The sequence below is a fragment of the Burkholderia sp. ABCPW 11 genome, assembly GCF_001523445.1.
Taxonomy (GTDB): domain Bacteria; phylum Pseudomonadota; class Gammaproteobacteria; order Burkholderiales; family Burkholderiaceae; genus Burkholderia.
The window spans coordinates 21,685-41,132 of sequence record NZ_LOVM01000083.1; the positions used below are offsets into that span (position 1 = coordinate 21,685).

At 68.4% G+C, this 19,448-nt stretch carries 15 protein-coding genes and 2 pseudogenes; 10 read left to right on the plus strand and 7 right to left on the minus strand.

Translation table 11 applies throughout. The features are described from left to right. Positions 1-39: 39 nt before the first annotated feature. A complete protein-coding gene (locus WS61_RS27175) occupies positions 40-1,014 on the minus strand; it encodes a LysR family transcriptional regulator (RefSeq protein WP_179949710.1) in 975 nt (324 codons plus the stop codon). Positions 1,015-1,031: 17 nt separating this feature from the next. Here WS61_RS27175 and WS61_RS27180 point away from each other — a divergent pair, with 17 nt between their 5' ends. Continuing rightward, the gene (locus WS61_RS27180) at positions 1,032-1,598 is read left to right on the plus strand and encodes a cysteine dioxygenase (RefSeq protein WP_059505084.1); all 567 of its coding nucleotides are present in this window, start codon (positions 1,032-1,034) and stop codon (positions 1,596-1,598) included. A 105-nt stretch (positions 1,599-1,703) separates the two neighbouring features. Next, complete coding sequence (locus WS61_RS27185; protein WP_059505086.1) at positions 1,704-3,329, plus strand: rhodanese-related sulfurtransferase; 1,626 nt, start codon at positions 1,704-1,706, stop codon at positions 3,327-3,329. A 47-nt stretch (positions 3,330-3,376) separates the two neighbouring features. Here WS61_RS27185 and WS61_RS27190 read toward each other — a convergent pair whose 3' ends face one another. Beyond that, complete coding sequence (locus WS61_RS27190) at positions 3,377-4,522, minus strand: glycerophosphodiester phosphodiesterase (protein ID WP_059505088.1); 1,146 nt, start codon at positions 4,520-4,522, stop codon at positions 3,377-3,379. 367 nt (positions 4,523-4,889) lie between these two features. Between WS61_RS27190 and WS61_RS27195 the strand changes: the two genes are divergently transcribed. Together WS61_RS27195 and WS61_RS27200 are read left to right on the plus strand one after the other, a co-directional pair. Next, positions 4,890-5,957, plus strand: coding sequence for a squalene/phytoene synthase family protein (locus tag WS61_RS27195; protein ID WP_059505094.1), 1,068 nt, complete (start codon positions 4,890-4,892; stop codon positions 5,955-5,957). Positions 5,958-6,437: 480 nt separating this feature from the next. Further along, on the plus strand, positions 6,438-7,658 hold the full coding sequence (locus WS61_RS27200; protein WP_059505096.1) for a porin: 1,221 nt from the start codon (positions 6,438-6,440) through the stop codon (positions 7,656-7,658). 103 nt (positions 7,659-7,761) lie between these two features. Here WS61_RS27200 and WS61_RS27205 read toward each other — a convergent pair whose 3' ends face one another. The 3 genes from WS61_RS27205 to WS61_RS27215 all read right to left on the minus strand — a co-directional run bounded on the left by WS61_RS27205 (position 7,762) and on the right by WS61_RS27215 (position 10,210). Beyond that, positions 7,762-8,181: a cupin domain-containing protein gene (locus WS61_RS27205; protein WP_059505098.1), complete on the minus strand. Its 420-nt coding sequence runs from the start codon at positions 8,179-8,181 to the stop codon at positions 7,762-7,764. 10 nt (positions 8,182-8,191) lie between these two features. After that, positions 8,192-8,629: a carboxymuconolactone decarboxylase family protein gene (locus WS61_RS27210; protein ID WP_006479143.1), complete on the minus strand. Its 438-nt coding sequence runs from the start codon at positions 8,627-8,629 to the stop codon at positions 8,192-8,194. 96 nt (positions 8,630-8,725) lie between these two features. After that, on the minus strand, positions 8,726-10,210 hold the full coding sequence (locus tag WS61_RS27215; protein ID WP_059505100.1) for a PLP-dependent aminotransferase family protein: 1,485 nt from the start codon (positions 10,208-10,210) through the stop codon (positions 8,726-8,728). A gap of 129 nt (positions 10,211-10,339) precedes the next feature. On the opposite strand from WS61_RS27215, the pseudogene WS61_RS27220 reads away from it, so the two are divergent. After that, a pseudogene (locus WS61_RS27220) lies at positions 10,340-10,591 on the plus strand (SDR family oxidoreductase); the annotation flags it as partial. 67 nt (positions 10,592-10,658) lie between these two features. Here WS61_RS27220 and WS61_RS27225 read toward each other — a convergent pair. Then, positions 10,659-12,296, minus strand: coding sequence for a glycoside hydrolase family 32 protein (locus tag WS61_RS27225; protein ID WP_059505103.1), 1,638 nt, complete (start codon positions 12,294-12,296; stop codon positions 10,659-10,661). A 192-nt stretch (positions 12,297-12,488) separates the two neighbouring features. After that, positions 12,489-14,073, minus strand: a pseudogene (locus WS61_RS27230) (glycoside hydrolase family 68 protein). A 196-nt stretch (positions 14,074-14,269) separates the two neighbouring features. Between WS61_RS27230 and WS61_RS27235 the strand changes: the two are divergent. The 5 genes from WS61_RS27235 to WS61_RS27255 all read left to right on the plus strand — a co-directional run bounded on the left by WS61_RS27235 (position 14,270) and on the right by WS61_RS27255 (position 19,413). Further along, complete coding sequence (locus WS61_RS27235) at positions 14,270-15,289, plus strand: substrate-binding domain-containing protein (protein WP_059505105.1); 1,020 nt, start codon at positions 14,270-14,272, stop codon at positions 15,287-15,289. Between the two features lie 351 nt (positions 15,290-15,640). Further along, on the plus strand, positions 15,641-16,327 hold the full coding sequence (locus WS61_RS27240; RefSeq protein ID WP_059505107.1) for a type 1 glutamine amidotransferase domain-containing protein: 687 nt from the start codon (positions 15,641-15,643) through the stop codon (positions 16,325-16,327). A gap of 142 nt (positions 16,328-16,469) precedes the next feature. Then, positions 16,470-17,579 (plus strand): NADH:flavin oxidoreductase/NADH oxidase, encoded by a 1,110-nt coding sequence (locus tag WS61_RS27245; protein ID WP_059505109.1) that lies wholly within the window; start codon positions 16,470-16,472, stop codon positions 17,577-17,579. A 136-nt stretch (positions 17,580-17,715) separates the two neighbouring features. Then, positions 17,716-18,786, plus strand: coding sequence for an AI-2E family transporter (locus WS61_RS27250; RefSeq protein ID WP_059505111.1), 1,071 nt, complete (start codon positions 17,716-17,718; stop codon positions 18,784-18,786). A gap of 252 nt (positions 18,787-19,038) precedes the next feature. Then, positions 19,039-19,413, plus strand: coding sequence for a hypothetical protein (locus WS61_RS27255; protein WP_059505112.1), 375 nt, complete (start codon positions 19,039-19,041; stop codon positions 19,411-19,413). Positions 19,414-19,448: the final 35 nt, after the last annotated feature.

Below are 19,448 nucleotides of genomic sequence, written 5' to 3' on the forward strand. Positions count from 1 at the left end.
GGCGACGGCGCGACACGACGCGGGCGCCGCGCGGCCGCGTCACGCGGCCTTGTCGTGCGATTGCTCGGGCAGCGCGAATGCCGTGCGCGCATGCGCGGCGACGGCCGCGAGCGGCGCATCGAAGCGGGCCGCATCGTGCCGGCGCAGCAGCCACAGGTCGATCTGCGGCTTGAAATCGGCGAGCGGCACGATGTCGAGCGCGTCGCGCAACGGGCTGCGTTCGACGAGCGGCAGCGGCATCAATCCGAGGCCGACGCCGTTTGCAACGCTTTGCAGTTGCAGATCGCGGCCGTACGCATCGAGCGTGACCGGCATCGGCAGGCCTTGCGCGTCGAGCGCACGCCGCAAGCCCGCACGAAAGCCGCAGCCGTCCGGATTGAGCACCCAGCCGCGCGCGTGGCAATCGGCGAGCCGATAGCTTCGGCGCGGCCAGTCGCCCTTGCGGCCGACCGCGACGAGCCGCGTCGCCAGCAACCGAACGCCTTCGACCTGCGCCGGCAGCACCATTTCGCGCGCGAGGAAGACCAGCGCCGCATCGAGTTCGCGGCGCGCGATGCGTTCGACGAGCTGGCCGCCCCATGCGGTCGTGACGTGCGTCGCGAGTGCGGGCCACTGCGCGGCGAGGTCCGCGATGAGCACCGGCAGCATCAGCTCGCCGAGCCCTTGCGTGAGCCCGATCCGGAATTCGCCTGCGGGCGGCTGCTCGCCGGCCGTCAGTTCGCGCAGCGCGTCGACCTCGCGCAGGATCGCGCGACATTGCTCGAACACCTGCCGGCCGATGTCGGTCGGGCGCGGCGGCTTCGTGTTGCGGTCGAGCAGCGTCACGCCGAGCGCTTCCTCGAGATTCTGGACGCGCCGCGTGATCGCGGGCTGCGTCATCCCGAGCTCGGCCGCGGCCTGGCTCAGGGTCTGGCAGCGGACGACCGCTGCAAAAGCGTCGATATCGCTAATTTTCATGTTTGTTCTGCATGGTCTTTCCGGTGCATCATGACGATCCATCATATTCGGCATCATATTCGAGGAGACGGCCGATGAGTACGCTTTCGTTGCAGCAGACGCCGCTGCGTCCGTTCGTCGAGGATCTGGATGCGCTGCTCGCGTCCGGCGCGGACGAGGCGCGCATACTCGACGAGGGCGGCGCGCTGCTCGCCTCGCTCGTCGAACACGACGACTGGTTGCCCGACGCGTTCGCGCAGCCCGATCCCGAGCGCTACCGGCAGTACCTGCTGCATCTCGACCCGGACGAGCGCTTCTCGATCGTCAGCTTCGTGTGGGGGCCCGGCCAGACGACGCCGATCCACGACCACACGGTGTGGGGGCTGATCGGGATGCTGCGCGGCGGCGAGTTCTCGCAGCCGTACCGGTTCGACGCGGCCGGCAAGCCGGTGCCCGCGGGCGACGCCGTGCGGCTCCGGCCGGGCGAGGTCGAGGCCGTGTCGCCGCGCATCGGCGACGTGCATCGCGTGACCAACGCGTTCGCCGACCGCGTATCGATCAGCATCCACGTGTACGGCGCGAACATCGGCAAGGTCGAGCGCGCGGTGTACCTGGACGACGGTACCGTGAAGCCGTTCGTGTCGGGCTATTCGAATGCCTGACGCGAAGCCCGCTCGCGCGGCCCGGTGCGGGTGCGCGCCGGCAGGGCCAGGCTCGATCCGTTCCGCTTTCTTCACTGACTTCAACGTATTCGACACAGAGACATCGTGACGCCATCCGCCGATTCCACCTTCCGCTTTCCCGTCGCGTCGTACCAGGACGTACGCGCGCGCCTGCTGGCCCGCGACGAGATCGCGCTGATCGACGTACGCGAGGAAGATCCGTACGCACAGGGCCATCCGCTGTGGGCCGCCAACTTTCCGTTGTCGAAGCTCGAACTCGACGCGTGGACGCGGATTCCGCGCCGCGACACGCCGATCGTCGTGTTCGGCGAAGCCGGCGGCGAGGATCTCGCGCCGCGCGCGGCCGCGACGCTTGCGCGGCTCGGCTACACCGACGTGCGGCTGCTCGACGGCGGCCTCGCGGGCTGGGTCGCGGCGGGCGGCGAACTGTTCATCGACGTGAACGTGCCGAGCAAGTCGTTCGGCGAATGGGTCGAGGCCGAGCGTCATACGCCGTCGCTGTCCGCGCAGGAGGTGCAGGCGCTGATCGACGCGAAAGCCGATGTCGTGATCGTCGACGCGCGCCGCTTCGACGAGTACCAGACGATGAACATCCCGACGTCGACGAGCGTGCCGGGCGCGGAACTCGTGCTGCGCGTGCGCGCGCTCGCGCCCGACCCGCGGACGCAGGTGATCGTCAACTGCGCGGGCCGCACGCGCAGCATCATCGGCACGCAGTCGCTCGTCAACGCGGGGCTACCGAATCCGGTCGCCGCGCTGCGCAACGGCACGATCGGCTGGACGCTGGCCGGCCAGACGCTCGAGCACGGTGCGGCGCGCCGTTTTCCGGACGAGATCGACGCGACGCAGCGCGCCGAAGCGCGTCGGGCCGCCCGCGCGGTGGCCGAGCGCGCCGGCGTGCCGCGCATCGCGCTGGCCGACGTCGCGGCGCTCGACGAACCGGGCCGCACGCTGTACCGCTTCGACGTGCGCACGCCGGAGGAATACGAAGCCGGCCACCTGCCGGGCTTCTTGAGCACGCCGGGCGGCCAGCTCGTGCAGGAGACCGATCATCACGCGGCCGTGCGCGGCGCGCGGATCGTGCTGGCCGACGACGACGGCGTGCGCGCGGACATGACCGCCTCGTGGCTCGCGCAGATGGGCTGGGACGTGCGCGTCATCGAACCGGCCGGCGCCGCGGCATTCGTCGAGCGCGGCCAGCCGCCGCGCGACGTGCCGGCGCCGCCGCCCGCGACCGACGTGTCGCCCGCGACGCTCGCGGGCTGGCTGAAGGAGGCCGCGCCGGGCGAACTCGCGATCGTCGACGTGACGGCCAGCGCGAACTACGTGAAGCGTCATATTCCGGGCGCGTGGTTCGCCGTGCGCGCGCAGTTGCGCGACGCGCTGGCGGCGATTCCGCCCGCGAAGCGCTACGTGTTCACGTGCGGATCGAGTCTGCTGGCGCGGTTCGCGGCGCACGACGCCCGCGCGCTGCTGCCGGCGTCGGCCGACATCCGGGTGCTGACCGGCGGCACGGCCGCATGGATCGACGCCGGGCTGCCGCTGGAGAGCGGCGAGACCCATCTCGCGTCGCCGCGCGTCGACCGCTACCGGCGCCCGTACGAAGGCACCGACAACGCGGCGGCGGCGATGCAGGCGTATCTCGACTGGGAATACGGGCTGGTCGACCAGTTGAAGCGGGACGGCACGCACCACTTCAACGTGATCTGAGCGACGCGGCGCAACCCGCCGGTCGCGATGCGGGCGGGCGCTTCGTATCAGCGCGTGAACGTATCGACGGCCGTGCGGCCGACGGCCGGATCGTCGGTGAAGAAGCCGTCGATGCCCGCGCGCAGGTACGCCTGGATCTCGCGCACCGAGCCGGCCGTGTTGCGCGTGGCCGGCGTGCCGCCGTCCTTCAGCGACGCGGGCAGGAAGTTGTTCTCGGGGCGGAACGTGTACGGATGCACGACGAGGCCGGCTTCGTGCGCGTAGCGCACGTACGGCGTCGGCTGCTGCAGCGTGCCGTCCGCGGCGACCGCGATGATCGACGTCTTGTACGGCCCGACGCCGTTCGCATAGGTCGCGATTTCGCGCATGCCGTCGCGCGTCGACAGGTCGCCGTAGGTGCGCTTGTCGTTCGCCTTCACGAAGTCGTACGGGCGCTGACCGGCTTCGTCCATCAACTGCACGAGCTTCCAGTTCGGCTGGCTCGACTTGATCCGGTTGCGGATCGTCTTCAGGTTCGCGACTTCGAACGACTGGATATAGACGGTCGCCGTGCGCGACGTGTACGGATCCTTCAGCAGTGCGTCGACGAGGCGGTCCTCGAGCGGCAGGTCGATCGACTGGAAGTAGGTCGGATGCTTGGTTTCCGGATACAGGTGGATCGTGCGGCCGGTCTGTGCGGACATCTGTTTCGCGAGCGCGACGATCTCGTCGAAGGTCGGAATCTCGAACTGGTCGTTGTACGCGGTGTTGGCGGGGCGCACCTGCGGAATGCGCTCGCGCGCCCGCAGCGTCTTTAGCTCGGCGAGCGTGAAATCCTCGGTGAACCAGCCGGTCAACTGCACGCCGTCGATCGTCTTGGTCGCCTTGCGGCTCGCGAACTGCGGCAGCGTCGACACGTTCGTCGTGCCCGAGATCTCGTTCTCGTGGCGCGCGACCAGCACGCCGTCGCGCGTCGCCACGAGGTCGGGCTCGATGATGTCCGCGCCGTCCTCGATCGCCTTGCGGTACGACGCGAGCGTGTGTTCGGGGCGCAGCGCGCTCGCGCCGCGATGGCCGACCACCTGGACCTTCGCGGAAATCGGCTGCGTGGGATCGCGCGTCAGATCGTCGTCGCCGCCGCACGCGGTGAGCAGGAACGCGGCGGCACAGGCGAACGGGACGTAGCGCAGGGAGGTCGGGCGCTTGAGGAGCATGTCGATGAACCTTCGAAACGGAGTCGGAAAAGGGCGCTCGCGCCGGTGGCCTGGCGGCGCGCCGGGCTGAACTGGATCGAACGGAGCGCGATCGTCGCATCGAATAATTACATATGTATTACTTGTGCCTTTCCGTTTGTTTTTGAGGGCGGCGAGCGTGTCGGCGCGGTCGAGCGCGGGCTTGCCCGCGCGGCATCCGCCCGCCGCAGGCTGCCCGCGCGCCGGATGCACTAAACTTGCGGGAATTTTGCATCGCCGCACCGGGGCCGCCGCCGCCGGGCGCGGCGATGCGGCGACTCGCGGGCCGGCGCGGGCGCCCGGCGCCCGTGTGCGTCCGGGGCCCGCGCCGGCCGATTTTTCCCGACCCATGACGACCCATACCGATCCCGCCTATCTCCTCGGCGAGCTGCTGAAGAACGTTTCCCGCTCCTTCTACCTGACGCTGCGCGTGCTGCCCGACGGCATGCGAGACCCGGTCGGCCTCGCGTATTTGCTTGCGCGCGCGGCCGACACGATCGCCGACACGGCGCTCGTCGCGCCCGACCGCCGTGCGGCGCTGCTGACCGACCTGCGCGACGACGTCGAGCGGCTCGGCGACGGCGCGGCGCTGTCGCGTTCGCTCGAGGACGTGACGCGGATGCAGGCCGATTCGCACGAACACCTGCTGCTCGGCTCGATGGAGCCGATGCTCGCGCTGCTGCGCGCGCAGCCGGAGGCCGATCGCGCGTCGATCCGCAAGGTCGTCGCGACGCTCACCGCGGGGATGGAATTCGACCTGCGCACGTTTCCGGACGAGCAGTCGGGGCAGGTCGCATCGCTGCCGACGCGCGATGCGCTCGATCGCTACACGTACCTCGTCGCGGGCTGCGTCGGCGAGTTCTGGACCGACATGACGGACGCGCACACGCGCGCCGCGCGCGGCTGGGATCTGCCGGACATGCGCGAGAAGGGCATCCGTTTCGGCAAGGCGCTGCAGATGACCAACATCCTGCGCGACTGCGCGAAGGATCTGCGCATCGGCCGCTGCTACCTGCCCGACGACGTGCTGCGCACGCACGGGCTCGTCGTGGCCGACCTGATGCAGCCGGAGGCTTCGGCGCGCGCGCGCGGCGTGCTGGTCGACCTGCTGCGCGTCGCGCTCGACCAGTATCGCGACGCATGCCTGTATACGCTCGCGATCCCGCGCCGTTTCGTGCGGCTGCGGCTCGCCTGCCTGTGGCCGATCATGATCGGCCTCGAAACGCTCGAACTGCTGGCCGGCCACGCTGCGTGGCTCGACCCGGCGAAGCCGGCCAAGGTGCCGAGAAAGCGCATCTACCGGATCATGGCGGCGTCGCTTGCGTTGGTCGGTTCGAACTCGGCGATCCGCGCGCGCCTGAACGCGCTCGTCGATGCCGTGAGCGCGCGGCTCGCGCACCCCGCGACGCAGCACTGAAGATCGCCGGCGCGGCAGGCGCCGGCATCCCCTCCCGGCCCGCATTCGGCGGGCCGTTCTCGTCCCGTCACCGGCACGCCGACAAAAACGTTTTCATGATTTCGTGTTTCGAAACGTGGGTGTCATGAACGTCGGCGATCCTGCGCGGCGGCGTGAATCGCGGCGTCAGCTTCGGTCGCGCATTTGTAAGACGTTTCATTGCCGAAGGTGTCTGACGACATCGGACGGTCGCGTTGCACCCGTAAAAATGTAAAGCTAGGGTTTTCACCGGCAAATGCCGGAAACGCCCGCCGCACAAGTGTTTCGGGCTGTCATGTAACCGTTTGGTGAACCCGCGCGTTGCGTCGATCATACGATGACCGACTGCACATGTTGGGAAACAATTGGTAATCCGTCAGAATCGCGTCGGCATGTACTCGCACATGTGTCAGTCATAAAACCACACCAGAAAAGAAATCATTCTTTGAGGACGGAGAATCAATGAAAAAGCGCGTCGCTTTCGCCATGACGGCAGTCGGTCTCGCAGCCGCTACCGCCGCCCACGCCCAGAGCAGCGTGACCCTGTACGGTATCGTCGACAACGGTCTGGCTTGGCAGAACAACTCGTCGGCAGTCGGTGCAACCTCGGGTGGTCACTCGAAGGTGCAGATGTCCACCGGCGTGTGGGCAGGCAGCCGCTTCGGCCTGAAGGGCAGCGAAGATCTCGGCGGCGGCACGAAGGCGATTTTCCAGTTGGAAGCCGGCGTCAACACGGCTAACGGCTCGTCGCAGTGGACCAACGGCATCTTCACGCGTCAGGCATGGGTTGGTCTGACCAACACCACGTACGGTACGCTGACGGCCGGCCGCCAGTACACCGCGTACTACACGCTGCTGTCGCCGTACAGCCCGACGACCTGGCTGACCGGTTACTACGGCGCGCACCCGGGCGATATCGACTCGCTGGATACCAGCTACCGCGCGAACAACTCGCTCGTCTACATGTCGCCGAAGTTCTACGGCTTCACGGTCGGCGGTTCGTACTCGTTCGGCGGCGTTGCAGGCGCGACGAACCGCGGCTCGACGTGGAGCGCGGCGATCCAGTACCTGAACGGCCCGGCAGGCATTGCGGTCGGCTACCAGAAGGTCAACAACTCGACGCTCGGCGGCGGCGTGTGGGGCGCGAATTCGACGGTCCAGAACGGCCTGACGGCAACGGGCGACGGCAACCAGCCGGCAGTTTCGTCGATCAACAACGGCTATGCGACCGCGCAGTCGCAGCAGCGGATCGCCGTGACGGCGGGCTATCAGTTCACGCCGGCATGGGACATTTCGGCGTCGTACTCGAACGTCCAGTACACGCCGGGCACGGGTTCGTTCTTCCGGAACAAGGCCATCTTCAACACGGCTGGCGCCGTGCTGCACTGGAAGGCAGCAGCTCAGTGGGACTTCGCGGCAGGCTACTCGTACACGGCCGCCACGCAGTCGAACGGCATCACCAGCGCGGCCAAGTACCACCAGGTCACGCTGTCGCAGTACTACAGCCTGTCGAAGCGCACGGGCCTGTACGCGGTTGAGGCTTACCAGCACGCGAGCGGCAACACGCTGAACACCAAGGGCAACGCAATCATCTCGGCGACCACGTCGATCGGTGACGGCGTGGGCGCAGGTTCGAAGCAGAACCAGATCGGCGTCGGTGTCGGCCTGATCCACCGCTTCTGATGCCGCGCGGCGCGCGAGCGCCGCTCACGGCATGCGGGATGAAAAAACCGGCTTTCGAGCCGGTTTTTTCGTTTACGTCGCGAGCGTTCGGCGATCCGCAGGATCACTGATCGATCGGCGACTTCAGCGGCTGATGCTCGCCCGTCAGCCCGAACACGACGAGTTGGGCGGGCTCGGTCGCGCTCGCATTGCGCGACACCTGATGTCGCGAGCCGGGCGGCTCGTACCAGCCTTCGCCGGCGCGATAGCGTTGCAGCGGGCCGCCGTTCACCTGCGACAGCACTTCGCCCTTCGACACGACGGCGAACACCGAGCCGAGATGCCGATGCGCTTCGGAGGCCTGACCGGGCGCATAGTCGACCGTCGCGACGACGACGCGCTTGCCGGGCGCTTCGGGCACGGCCTGCTGCATGACCGCGTGCACGCCGTCGTCGGCGTCGTGCGCGCGGGCGGCGGCTGGCAGTGCCGCGGCGAGCACGAGCCCGGCGCACAGCGCGACGCAATGGAGCGGGGAACGGATCATCGTCGCCTCCTTACTCGGGCATCTTGCGGAACGCGATCGCGAAGCGGTTCCACGAGTTGATCGTCGCGATCAGCATCGACAGGTCGAACAGCTCCTCGTCGGTGAAGTGCGGCTTCACGGCTTCCCAGACGGCGTCGGGCACATGGTTGCTGGCCACGAGCGTCAGCGCCTCGGTCCATTCCAGCGCCGCGCGTTCGCGCTCGGTGAAGAACGGCGTCTCGCGCCACGTGACGACGGTCGCGAGACGGCGATCGGTTTCGCCGCCCTTGCGCGCGTCGGTCGTATGCATGTCGACGCAGAACGCGCAGCCGTTGATCTGCGACGCGCGCAGGCGGACGAGCTCGGCGAGCGGTTTCTCGATCGAGCTTTTCGCAAGGAATTCCTCGGCGTTGCGCATCACCTTGATGGCATTCGGGCTGGCGGCATAGAAGTTCAGGCGCGGTTGCATGGCAGGTCCTTTCCGGTTGGGTAGCGCCGGGGTGGCGCGACAGGACCTACTTTAAGACGCGTACTGGCCTGCCTGAATAGCCAATTTCTTGAAAATTCAGGTAACCAGTAGCGGCCCGCCCGCGAGGCCGGCGTCCAGCAAACCGGCCAGCTTCGCGAGCGCCGTGTCGATGCGCGGCGTGTCGATTCCGCCGTAGCCGAACAGCAGCCCCGGGCGCACCGGCACGCCCACGTGGAACGCCGAGATCCCGTACAGCCCGAGGTCCTGCGCCCGCGCCGCGCGGACCAGCGCCGCTTCGTCGAGCCCCGGCTTCAGGTGCGCGGCGAGGTGGATGCCGGCGGTCGGCACGATCGCGTCGAACCACGGCGCGAGTCCGCCGCGCAGGTGTGCGATCAGCATCTTGCGACGCGCGTCGTAGTGCTTCTGCACGCGTTTCAGGTGCCGTGCGAAATCGCCCTCGTGCATGAAGCGCGCGAGCGCCGCTTGCGTCAGCGTGCACGTGTGCCAGTCGACGATCTGCTTGGCCTTGGCGAGCGCGCCGCGCAGCGCGCGCGGCGGAATCGCGTAGCCGATCCGCAACTCCGGAAAGATCGTCTTCGAGAACGTGCCGACGTACGCGACAAGGCCCGTGCGGTCGAGGCTCTTCAGCGATTCGACCGGCCGCCCTTCGAAGCGGAATTCGCCGTCGTAGTCGTCCTCGATGATCACCGCGCGGCGGCGCTGCGCCCATTCGAGCAGCGCGACGCGGCGATCGAGCGTCATCGGCATGCCGAGCGGGAACTGGTGCGACGGCGTCACGTAAACGAGCCGCGCGTCGTCCGGCAGCCGCTCCGTGACGAGGCCCTGCGCATCGACCGGCACGCCGATCACCGTCGCGCCGAGCGACGCGAACGCGGCGCGCGCCGGCGGATAGCCGGGATCCTCGACCGCGACGACGTCGCCCGGCCGCACGACGACGCGCGCGAGCAGGTCGAGCGCCTGTTGCGCGCCCTGCGTGACGAGCACGTCATCCCAACTGCAGGCGACCGCGCGGCTGAATGCGACGTAGCGCGCGATCGCGCCGCGCAACTGCGGGTCGCCGGCCGGGTCATGATACTGGCCGGGGCCGCGCGCCTGCTGGCGCAGCGCGTGATGCAGGCAGCGCCGCCATGCGTCGAACGGGAACAGCGTCTTGTCGGTCACGCCGCCGCGAAAGTCGAAGCCGGGCGAATCCTGCGGCGCGGGCATCGCGAGCGCATCGGGCAGGTCGTTCCACAGCGCACGCGCATCGACCGCGTCGATGCGCGGCGTCTCGTCGACGATCGACGGCGCCGACGTCGCCGCGGCGTGCGGCACGCGCGCCAGGCCGTCGGCGACGAACGTGCCGTCGCCGGCGCGGGTGGTCAGATAGCCCTCGGCGACGAGGCGCTCGAATGCGTCGAGCGTCGTCTTGCGCGACACGCCGAGCTGTTTCGCGAGGTCGCGCGTCGACGGCAGCCGCGCGCCGCCTTCGAGACGCCCGTCGACGATCGCGGTGCGCAGTTGCCGGAAGATTTGCCCCGTCAGGTCATGACGGCCTTCGATGCGGATCGCGATGTCCATCGCAGTGGTTACCTCGATTCGTGTCGTTTCGCGTGAATCAGCATACCGGAAGTCGCCTGCGTCAGCGGCGGTTAAAGGGGGCGAGCGGCTTCGCGCGACGACGGCCGGGCCGCGCATTCCCGCGACGGGAAACTGCTGCCGCATGGCGTGCGCGTGAACGTGGTCAGCCCGGGGCCGGTGCAGACGCCGCTGTACGGCAAGCTCGGGCTCGATGTGGCGACGCTCGACGAGACGGCCGACAAGATCAAGGGCCTCGTGCCGATCGGCCGCTTCGGCACGCTGGACGAAATCGCGTCGACGGTGCTGCACCTGAGCGCGCCGGAATCCGCGTTCATCGTCGGCGCGGAAATCATCGCGTCGGGCGGGATGGGCTTGCTCTGAGGGGCGACGCGGGCGGGGACCGCAACCGGCCGATACGGTGCCGGGCGAGCAGCCTCCGTCACATGCGCTAGCGGGATGCACACGCGCCGCGCGCGGCGTCACCGGTTTCCAGTTGCGTCACCGTCAACCCCGCGAACGTCGCGCGGCCTTGCTCGGCAAACACGGCCACGCGATCCGCATCGAGCGGCGGAAAGATCAGGTCCGTCAGCGCCACGCGGCCGCCGTTCGCGAAAACCTCGACCGACCCGCGATCGACGACGATTTCGAGCCGCAACTGCCCGTGTTCGAGCGGCAGATCGACGATGTGCTCGCGGCTGAACGTGCCGGCGAAATTCGCTTCGCCGGATTGCGAGCGGTCGAGCGTCAGCGTGCGTTTCGCGGTGTCGTACACGATCCGGGTGCCGATCGAGCCGTCGCCCGAGCGCCGGACGATCAGCCCCGCGCGGGCGGCACGCTGCGGCGAGATCGTCACCGTGATGCGCTGGACGACGCCGCGCGTGGCGGCCGACAGCACCCGGGTAGCGGAGTCGACCGTGACGTCGCCTTCATGCACGGCGGGCCGGCCGTCGGCCCATGCGTCGAAGGCGGCGGCGGGCGCGACGACGAGTCTCGGCTCGCCGTCGATCGTCTTCAGCGACAGTTCGCGCGGCAGCGTGGTCGCGCCGCGCCATGGGGCGGTCGGCGCCTTTGCCGCGTAATCCCAGTTGCTCATCCATGCGATCGCGACCGGTCGGGCGCCGGGCGCGCCGGAGAACGTGCCGGCCGCATAAAAATCGGCGCCGTGATCGACCCAGCGGAATTGCGCGGGATCCGAGCCGCCCGGCGCGACGCGGTCGGGCACGAACGTGCGGCCGTCGAAGTCGCCGACGAAATACATCGCGCCGGAACCGCCGGCGATCGACCACGGATTCACGTTGACGATCATCACCCACTTGATGCGGCGGGGATCGCCGTCGAGCGGCAGCGGGACGAGATCGGGCATTTCCCACAGCGCGCCCGCGTGCGGCACGTCCGGCAGCGTGAAATCGCTCAGGAACGACCAGTGGATCAGGTCGTCGGAACGATAGAGCTTCACGACCTGCGCGTCGGCGACGACCGTCGTCATCAACCAGTAGCCGCCAGGCGCATACCACGACACTTTCGGGTCGCGAAATTGCTTCGATTCCGGGTCGAGCGTTAGCACCGGGTTGTGCGTATACGGTTGCCAGGTCGTGCCCCGATCGAGGCTGTACGCGAGCGACTGGGCCTGTATGCCGGGTGCGTGGCCCGAGCCGGGCTTGTAGACGCTCGTATAGAGCGCGACGAGCGGCGTGTGGCCCGGTTTGCCGAGGCCGGACGTGTTCAGGGTATCGGCGACGATCGAGCCGGAGAAGATTTCCTCGGTGGCGTTCGCGCGCATCGCGACCGGCTGCTCGCGCCAGTGGACGAGATCGGTGCTGATCGCGTGGCCCCACGACATGTTGCCCCAGTCGTTGCCGAGCGGGTCGTACTGATAGAACAGGTGATAGCGGCCGTTCTCGTAGACGAGCCCGTTCGGGTCGTTCATCCAGTTGCGCTGCGGCGTGTAGTGGAGGGCAGGCCGCCATTGCGGCGTGCCGTTTTCGGCCGGCGTGTGGCATGGCGCGGCGGCGGCCTGCGTGCAGGCCATGCAGACGAGCAGCAGCCGGAGGAGGCGGACGGAACAGCGGAAAGACGTCGATTTCATGCGGGGCCGGGCGCTTCGTCGGGCGAAGCGGGAAAGGAGGGCGCAGGCCGGCTGCAACGGCGGCATGCGCGATGGTCGAAAGAAAAGTCGAAATAAAAAGAGGAGGCGCACACGCGACACGCGCGATACGCGCCTCCCGAACCTCGTGCCTTCAGAGACGATCGTTATCGTTGGTTATCCTGATTGCCGCCGTTACGGGCGGGTGCCCGGGCCGTCGTCGTGGCCGGCCCCCGTCGCCGGCAGGTTCGCCGGGATGTCGCCGTAGCCGCCCAGGCCGCCGCGCCCATACGTGCGGTCGACCGCCGTCGACGTGCCGTTGATGTTGACCTTCACCGTCGGCGCGAGCGTGCCGCCGCGGCGCGGGCCGATCGCATCGATGAACGACTCGACGAGCCCGCCCGGCATCACGTAGTGCGAATACGACTGGAATTCGCGCGGGTTCTGGTTCGGATCCTGCGAATACGGTGCACCGGCCGGTGCGGAGAAGTCGGTCGGGTTGCCGAGCACGAGGCCGCTGCCGCCGTTCAGCGGCAGGAAGTCGCTGCGGATGCCGTTGCCGACGAAGCCGTATACGCCGTCCGGGCCGTCGACGCCGGCCGCCATCGTCGTGCGGTGGCTGATCGTGAACAGGTAGTACTTGCCGTCCTATCAGGTAGATCTGCGGGCGCTCGGTCTGGTCGTCGACGCAGTTCGCCGACAGGATCGGCGGCAGGAACTTCCATTGGGTCAGCTGCGGATTCGTTGCGACCGCAAGGCCGACGTTGGCCTTTTGATACACTGCGCCCGAATTCATCACCGCGTTGAGATCTTCGCGGTTCGGATCGTTCGGCGCGTAGCCGAGATCGGCCTCGGTACAGGTGCGTGCGCCGCGCGGGCCGCCGGTGTTGCCTTCGAACACCATGTAGGTCTTGCCCGGATGAGCGGGATCGGTGAACACGAACGGATCGCGGAACGAGAAGTAGGTGTTCTGCTGGCCGGTCTGGTAGTAGTTGCCGTCCGGTTCCAGCAGCGCCTTGTGATCGTCGAAGCCGGTGAACCACACGTGCTTGTCGTCGGCGTGGATGTGGCCGTCGGCGCGCGTGATGATCGCTTGCGGCGGCGTGATGTCGGCGCCGCCGGGGGCCGAGCGGTTGAACGACGTCGCGGTGTAGTAGAGGCTGACGTTGTCACCGTGCGTCAGGCGCGCGGAGCCCGACCATTCGGCGTTGTTGGTCATCGGCGCGGTGCCGAACACCTTGGCGCTCGCGCCGTCCGGGAACAGGTGGCCGCCCCAGGTCCAGCCGCCGTTCGCCGGACGTTGCGACGCGGGGATGCCGGCGCGGCGATAGAAGAAGCCGATGCGGGCGTGGACGTGACGGTCGTCGAACGTATAGCCGGCGTGCGGATCGGCGGTGAGCGAGAAGATCACCTCCCAGCCCTTGTAGCTGAGCTGGTTCGCGCGCAGGTCGGCCAGCGGCCACGTGTCCCACACCCACACGTTCGAATTGATCAGCGGGAAATCCTGCGGGATGTCCGGCATCGTCAGCGCTTGCGGCAGCGAATTCTTGTCGGCGCCGGCGGTATGCGATTGCGCGACGATCTGGCGGATGTCCGCCCGCGTCCAGCGCATCGTGAAATTGCCTTCGGGATCGTAGGCCTGCTGCGTATGGGGCGTGGGCATCGGCGTGCCCGTGCCGCCGGACTGCGCGTGCGCGACGGACGCGAAGGCGGCGAGTGCGCCGCCAGCGAACAGCAAACGTTTGGCCGCGGTCGGGCGGAAAAGGGGAAAGTATGTCATCTCGTCGTTGTTTCCTGGGTAGGTGAAAGTGAACGGCTGAGTGGGCATCGATGTCCAAACCGGTTTGGATGCTATTTCAAACCGGTTTGGAACGCAAAAGATATTTATTTGACGGTAATCGTTACCAAATGGAAATAATTACCCGGTCGGTGCGTCCAGGTGTTCGGGCGGCCGGGCGGATCGGCGACTGCGAGGAATGACGGTGAAGGTGAATCTGAAGGCGCTGTCGGACGCGCTCGGTCTGTCGCGGACGACGGTCAGCCGTGCGTTGAACGGCTACGACGACGTCAGCGAGGCGACGCGCGAGCGCGTGGCGAAGGCCGCGCGTGAAATGGGTTACGTGGCCGATCCGACCGCGCGCCGGCTGGCGACCGGCCGGGCGGACATGATCGGGATCGTCTATCCGTTCGGCGCCGGCGATCTCGGCGATCCGCGGTTCGGCGAAGTCGTCGCGGGCATCACAGAGCGGCTCGCCGAGCGCAATCTCGATTTCATCATCGCGTCCGCGCGACCGAACGCGGAACTGGACACCTATCGGCGCATCGTCGACGGCAAGCTCGTCGACGGGTTGATTGTCGCGCGCACGCTGGTGGACGATCCGCGTATCGCGTACCTGCGGGCGAGCGCGTTTCCGTATGTCGCGTACGGCCGCACGCAGGCCGCCGGTCCGTATGCGTGGTTCGACTTCGACAACGAGGCGGGCGCGCGCGACGCGGTGCGCCGGCTGATCGGCTTCGGGCATCGGCGCATCGCGATGATCAGCGCGCCGCTGACGCTGAATTTCGCCGCGCAGCGGCGCGCCGGTTATCTGTCGGCATTGCGCGAAGCCGGCATCGACACGCAGCCGGCGCTGCTCGTCGAGTGCCCGTTTACGCACGAGGGCGGGCTGCAGGCGGCGCGGGCGTTGCTCGCGCACGCCGAGCCGCCGACCGCGCTGCTGGTCGACAACAACATCGCGGGCGGCGGCGCGTTTCGCGCGCTCGTCGACAGCGGGTTGCGTCTGGGCGCGGACATGTCGCTGATCGTCTATGACGGCGTGCCGTCGGATATCGCGCATCCGTATCGCGTCACGGCGGTCGTGCAGCCGACCGGGCATGCATCGGGGCGCACGCTGGCGGAACTGATGCTGCGGCTGCTGGACGACGGCGTGTGCGATCAGCGGCTCGAAGCGCCGGCAATCGAAGCGGGCGATACGGACGGTCCGTTGCGCGGATAGCCGGCGGTGGCCGGCGCCGCGGCAGGGCGCCGGGCAGCGATGGCGATGCCGAACGGTGCGTCCCGTTGCAAAAGCCATGACGATGGCAGGGGCGAATACGCGTTCTTCTAGACGACCGGTCTAATCCGGGGATATCATCCGTCCTCGTGAATGCGGCGACGTCCCTGGCAGGTTCATGCAGCGGGACGCCGTCGTTTTATTTCGGCCGCTTCTAGACGACTGGTCTAATAGGCGTATATCGCATGCGGATGAATGGATCGCACGTTGCCGCTTGCCGGCTGACTAACCGACAGGCGCGCCGTGCCGACGTGCGGCCCCGTTCCCCGTTCATTTTCGAAGGAGTGTCCGATCATGAAGATTCTGGTTGTCCTGACCTCGCACGACGCGCTTGGCGACACCGGCAAGAAAACCGGCTTCTGGCTCGAGGAACTGGCCGCGCCGTACTACACGTTCAAGGATGCGGGCATCGAGCTGACGCTCGCGTCGCCGAAGGGCGGCCAGCCGCCGCTCGACCCGAAGAGCAGCGATCCGGCCGCCCAGACCGACGCGACGCGCCGCTTCGACGCCGATGCGGCGGCCAAGGCCGAACTCGCGTCGACGCGCAAGCTGGCCGAGGTGTCGGCGGACGACTACGACGCCGTGTTCTACCCGGGCGGCCACGGCCCGCTGTGGGATCTCGCCGAGGATCTGCATTCGATCGGCCTGATCGAGCGCATGCTCGCGGCCGGCAAGCCGGTCGCGGCGGTCTGCCACGCGCCGGGCGTCCTGCGCCACGTGAAGAACCCGCAGACCGGCGAGTCGGTCGTGCGCGGCAAGCGCGCGACGGGTTTCACCAACAGCGAGGAAGCGGCCGTCGAGCTGACCGAAGTCGTGCCGTTCCTCGTCGAAGACATGCTGAAGACCAACGGCGCGGAATTCGAGCGCAGCGCCGACTGGGCGCCGCATGTCGTCACCGACGGGTTGCTGATCACCGGGCAGAACCCCGCGTCGTCGGCGCCTGCGGCCGAGGCGCTGCTCGCGAAGCTCGGCCACCGCTAACCGCATGGCGCCGGCCGGGCCGGCGCCGCTTCCTTGCCGTCGTCGGGCGCAGCCGGCCCGCCGACGGCCCGTATCGTCGCGCCGTGCGCCCCGCACCGCGCATTCCCAGCCGTTTTCGTAGAACCAAGCAAAGGAGTCGTGGATGTCTGCCCTGTTCGAACCGTTCAAACTCAAGGATGTCACGCTGCGCAACCGCATCGCGGTGCCGCCGATGTGCCAGTACGTCGCCGAGGACGGCGTCGTCAACGACTGGCATCACGTGCATCTGGCCGGCATCGCGCGCGGCGGCGCGGGCCTCGTGATCGCGGAGGCGACGGCCGTGTCGCCGGAAGGGCGCATCACGCCGGGCTGCGCAGGGTTGTGGAACGACGCGCAGGCCGACGCGTTCGCACCGTCGGTCGCGGCGATCAAGGCGGCCGGCGCGGTGCCCGGCATCCAGATCGCGCATGCGGGACGCAAGGCGAGCGCGAACCGCCCGTGGGAAGGCGACGACCATATCGCCGACGGCGATCCGCGCGGCTGGCAGACCATCGCGCCGTCGGCGGTGCCGTTCGGTGCGCACCTGCCGAAGGTGCCGCGCGAAATGACGCACGACGACATCGCCCGCGTGCAGGCCGACTTCGTCGCCGCGGCACAGCGTGCGCGCGACCTCGGGTTCGAATGGCTCGAGTTGCACTTCGCGCACGGCTATCTCGGCCAGAGCTTCTTCTCCGTGCATTCGAACCAGCGCACCGACGAATACGGCGGTTCGGCCGAAAACCGCGGCCGCTTTCTCGTCGACACGCTTGCGGCGGTTCGCAAGGTCTGGCCCGAGCATCTGCCGCTGACCGCACGCCTGGGCGTGATCGAATACGACGGCCGCGACGAAGAAACGCTCGCCGAGTCGATCGCGCTCACGCAGCGGATGAAGCGGGAAGGGCTCGACATGCTGAGCGTGTCAATCGGCTTCTCGACGCCTGCCGCGCAGATTCCATGGGGCCCGGCGTTTCTCGCACCGATCGCCGAACGCGTGCGCCGCGAGGCCGGGCTGCCGGTATCGTCCGCGTGGGGAATCGACACGCCGCAACTGGCGAACCGCGTGATCGAGCAAGCGCAGCTCGATCTCGTGATGGTCGGCCGCGCGCACCTGGCCGACCCGCATTGGCCGTACTACGCGGCCAAGCAGCTCGGCGTCGAGCGTCCGTCATGGACGCTGCCCGCGCCGTACGCGCACTGGCTCGAGCGCTACCGGATCGCCGACAAGGCAGCCTGAGCGGGGTGCGTCGACGTAGCGCCGGGTGGCCCGCGCATCGCGCGGGCCGCCGATCCGGCGCCGATGGATAGAATGGCGGTTCGTCCAGGCCGGTTGCCTGGGCGAGCCGCCATTTTTTCATTTCGACAAAGGTGCCATGGGCGCACATGTCCCGTCGTCTCACGATTCCGCCGCGCGGCCGCGCGCCCAGCAGATCGCCCGCGTCGCGCTGTATGCGGCGCTGCTGGTGCTCGCGCTGTGGGTGATCCGCGACTTCATTCCCGCCATCGCATGGGCCTGCGTGATCGCCATCGCGATGTGGCCGCTGCTGAAACGCTTCGAATCGCATCGGCTGTTCCGCGATCGGCCGACGTTGATCGCGACCGTCATCACGGCGGCGATTTCGCTGCTCGTCGTGCTGCCGGTGGCCGTCGCGACGACCCAGGCGATCGCGCAGGCGCACGACCTGCGCGAGTGGCTGCGCACGATCCAGGACAACGGCATTCCGCTGCCTGACGTGGTCGGCCGGTTGCCGTACGGCGCCGCGCAGATCACCGAATGGTGGCAGGCCAATCTCGGCCATCCGCTGCATGCGGCCACCGCGATGCACGGCGTCAACGGCGAGAAATTCATCGCGTTCGGCCGGCAATTCGGCACGAAGCTCGCGCATGTGCTGCTCGAATTCGGTTTCATGCTCGTCACGCTGTTCGTGATCCTGCGCGCCGGCCACAAGCTGTCGGGCGCGCTGCTGCAGGGCGCGCGGCGCGCGTTCGGGCGCAACGGCGCGGAACTGATCGAACGCATGGTTGCGGCCGTGTACGGCACGGTGACCGGGCTCGTCGTCGTCGGGCTCGGCGAGGGCGCGTTGCTCGGCGTCGCCTATGCGCTCGCCGGCGTGCCGCACGCGGCGCTGCTCGGGCTCGTCACGGCGGTCGCCGCGATGCTGCCGTTCTGCGCGCCGGTCGTGTTCTGCGGCGCGGCGCTCTGGCTGTTCGTGCAGGGGGCAACCATGTGGGCCGTCGTGGTGGCGGCGCTCGGGTTCGTCGTCGTGTTCGTCGCCGAGCATTTCGTGCGGCCGGTGCTGATCGGCGGGTCGACGCGGCTACCGTTCCTGCTCGTGCTGTTCGGCATCCTCGGCGGCGCCGAGACGTTCGGCCTGATCGGGCTGTTCGTCGGGCCTGCGCTGATGACGGTGCTGACGATGCTGTGGGCCGAATGGATCGCTTGAGCGCGCATGCCGTTGCACGGGGCCGCTGTGCGGCTGCGCCGCTGTGCCGCTGCGCCGCTGCGCCGGTGCAGCTGGGCGGATGCGCGCACGCGTGCATCGTCTGCGACGATCGATGACGATCCGGCCGTCGCGCAGGCGCGCAAGCGCAGGGATTCGGATAAAGATCTCTACATTTCTTTTCGATCCGGACCCAAAGGTCGAGTAGCATGGGGCTTTCGATCACGCCGGTATGGCGCAGCAGATTTCCCGAGCATGCGATTGATTTCGATGTCCCGTCCCGCAGCGACGCTGTCCCTGGCCGCCGGCTGCCTGATGTTGCATGGCTGTGCGTGGTTCGACTCGTGGTTGCCGTTCTCGTATTCGCGCACGCCGCTTGCACGGGCCGCGTCGCGGCACGGCGCGACGCGCGCCGACGTCGTCCGCGCCGCCGGCAACCCGCGCAGCGTCTGGATGGTCCGTAACGGCAGCGGCGTCTGCTACAACTACTTCATCGAGCACGGCAACGATCACCGGCCGTACTTCGTGGTGTTCGACAAAGCCGGTGTCGTCACGCAGTACGGCTTCGATACCTGCATGGATGCCGATCGCAAGGGCGCGCTGCAGGCGGGCAAGAGCGCGTCGCGATAGGGCGGCGGCCGCGCGCCGCGCGAGGGCGAGCGCAT

What these genes read in the sequence shown, in the direction of transcription:
- WS61_RS27250 (WP_059505111.1), top strand. Translation starts at nt 17,716, where the DNA reads ATGGGCGCACATGTCCCGTCGTCTCACGATTCCGCCGCGCGGCCGCGC.
- WS61_RS27225 (WP_059505103.1), bottom strand. Translation starts at nt 12,296, where the DNA reads ATGAAATCGACGTCTTTCCGCTGTTCCGTCCGCCTCCTCCGGCTGCTG.
- WS61_RS27205 (WP_059505098.1), bottom strand. Translation starts at nt 8,181, where the DNA reads ATGATCCGTTCCCCGCTCCATTGCGTCGCGCTGTGCGCCGGGCTCGTG.
- WS61_RS27255 (WP_059505112.1), top strand. Translation starts at nt 19,039, where the DNA reads ATGCGATTGATTTCGATGTCCCGTCCCGCAGCGACGCTGTCCCTGGCC.
- WS61_RS27175 (WP_179949710.1), bottom strand. Translation starts at nt 1,014, where the DNA reads ATGATGCCGAATATGATGGATCGTCATGATGCACCGGAAAGACCATGC.
- WS61_RS27245 (WP_059505109.1), top strand. Translation starts at nt 16,470, where the DNA reads ATGTCTGCCCTGTTCGAACCGTTCAAACTCAAGGATGTCACGCTGCGC.
- WS61_RS27200 (WP_059505096.1), top strand. Translation starts at nt 6,438, where the DNA reads ATGAAAAAGCGCGTCGCTTTCGCCATGACGGCAGTCGGTCTCGCAGCC.
- WS61_RS27195 (WP_059505094.1), top strand. Translation starts at nt 4,890, where the DNA reads ATGACGACCCATACCGATCCCGCCTATCTCCTCGGCGAGCTGCTGAAG.
- WS61_RS27210 (WP_006479143.1), bottom strand. Translation starts at nt 8,629, where the DNA reads ATGCAACCGCGCCTGAACTTCTATGCCGCCAGCCCGAATGCCATCAAG.
- WS61_RS27235 (WP_059505105.1), top strand. Translation starts at nt 14,270, where the DNA reads ATGACGGTGAAGGTGAATCTGAAGGCGCTGTCGGACGCGCTCGGTCTG.
- WS61_RS27190 (WP_059505088.1), bottom strand. Translation starts at nt 4,522, where the DNA reads ATGCTCCTCAAGCGCCCGACCTCCCTGCGCTACGTCCCGTTCGCCTGT.
- WS61_RS27240 (WP_059505107.1), top strand. Translation starts at nt 15,641, where the DNA reads ATGAAGATTCTGGTTGTCCTGACCTCGCACGACGCGCTTGGCGACACC.
- WS61_RS27180 (WP_059505084.1), top strand. Translation starts at nt 1,032, where the DNA reads ATGAGTACGCTTTCGTTGCAGCAGACGCCGCTGCGTCCGTTCGTCGAG.
- WS61_RS27215 (WP_059505100.1), bottom strand. Translation starts at nt 10,210, where the DNA reads ATGGACATCGCGATCCGCATCGAAGGCCGTCATGACCTGACGGGGCAA.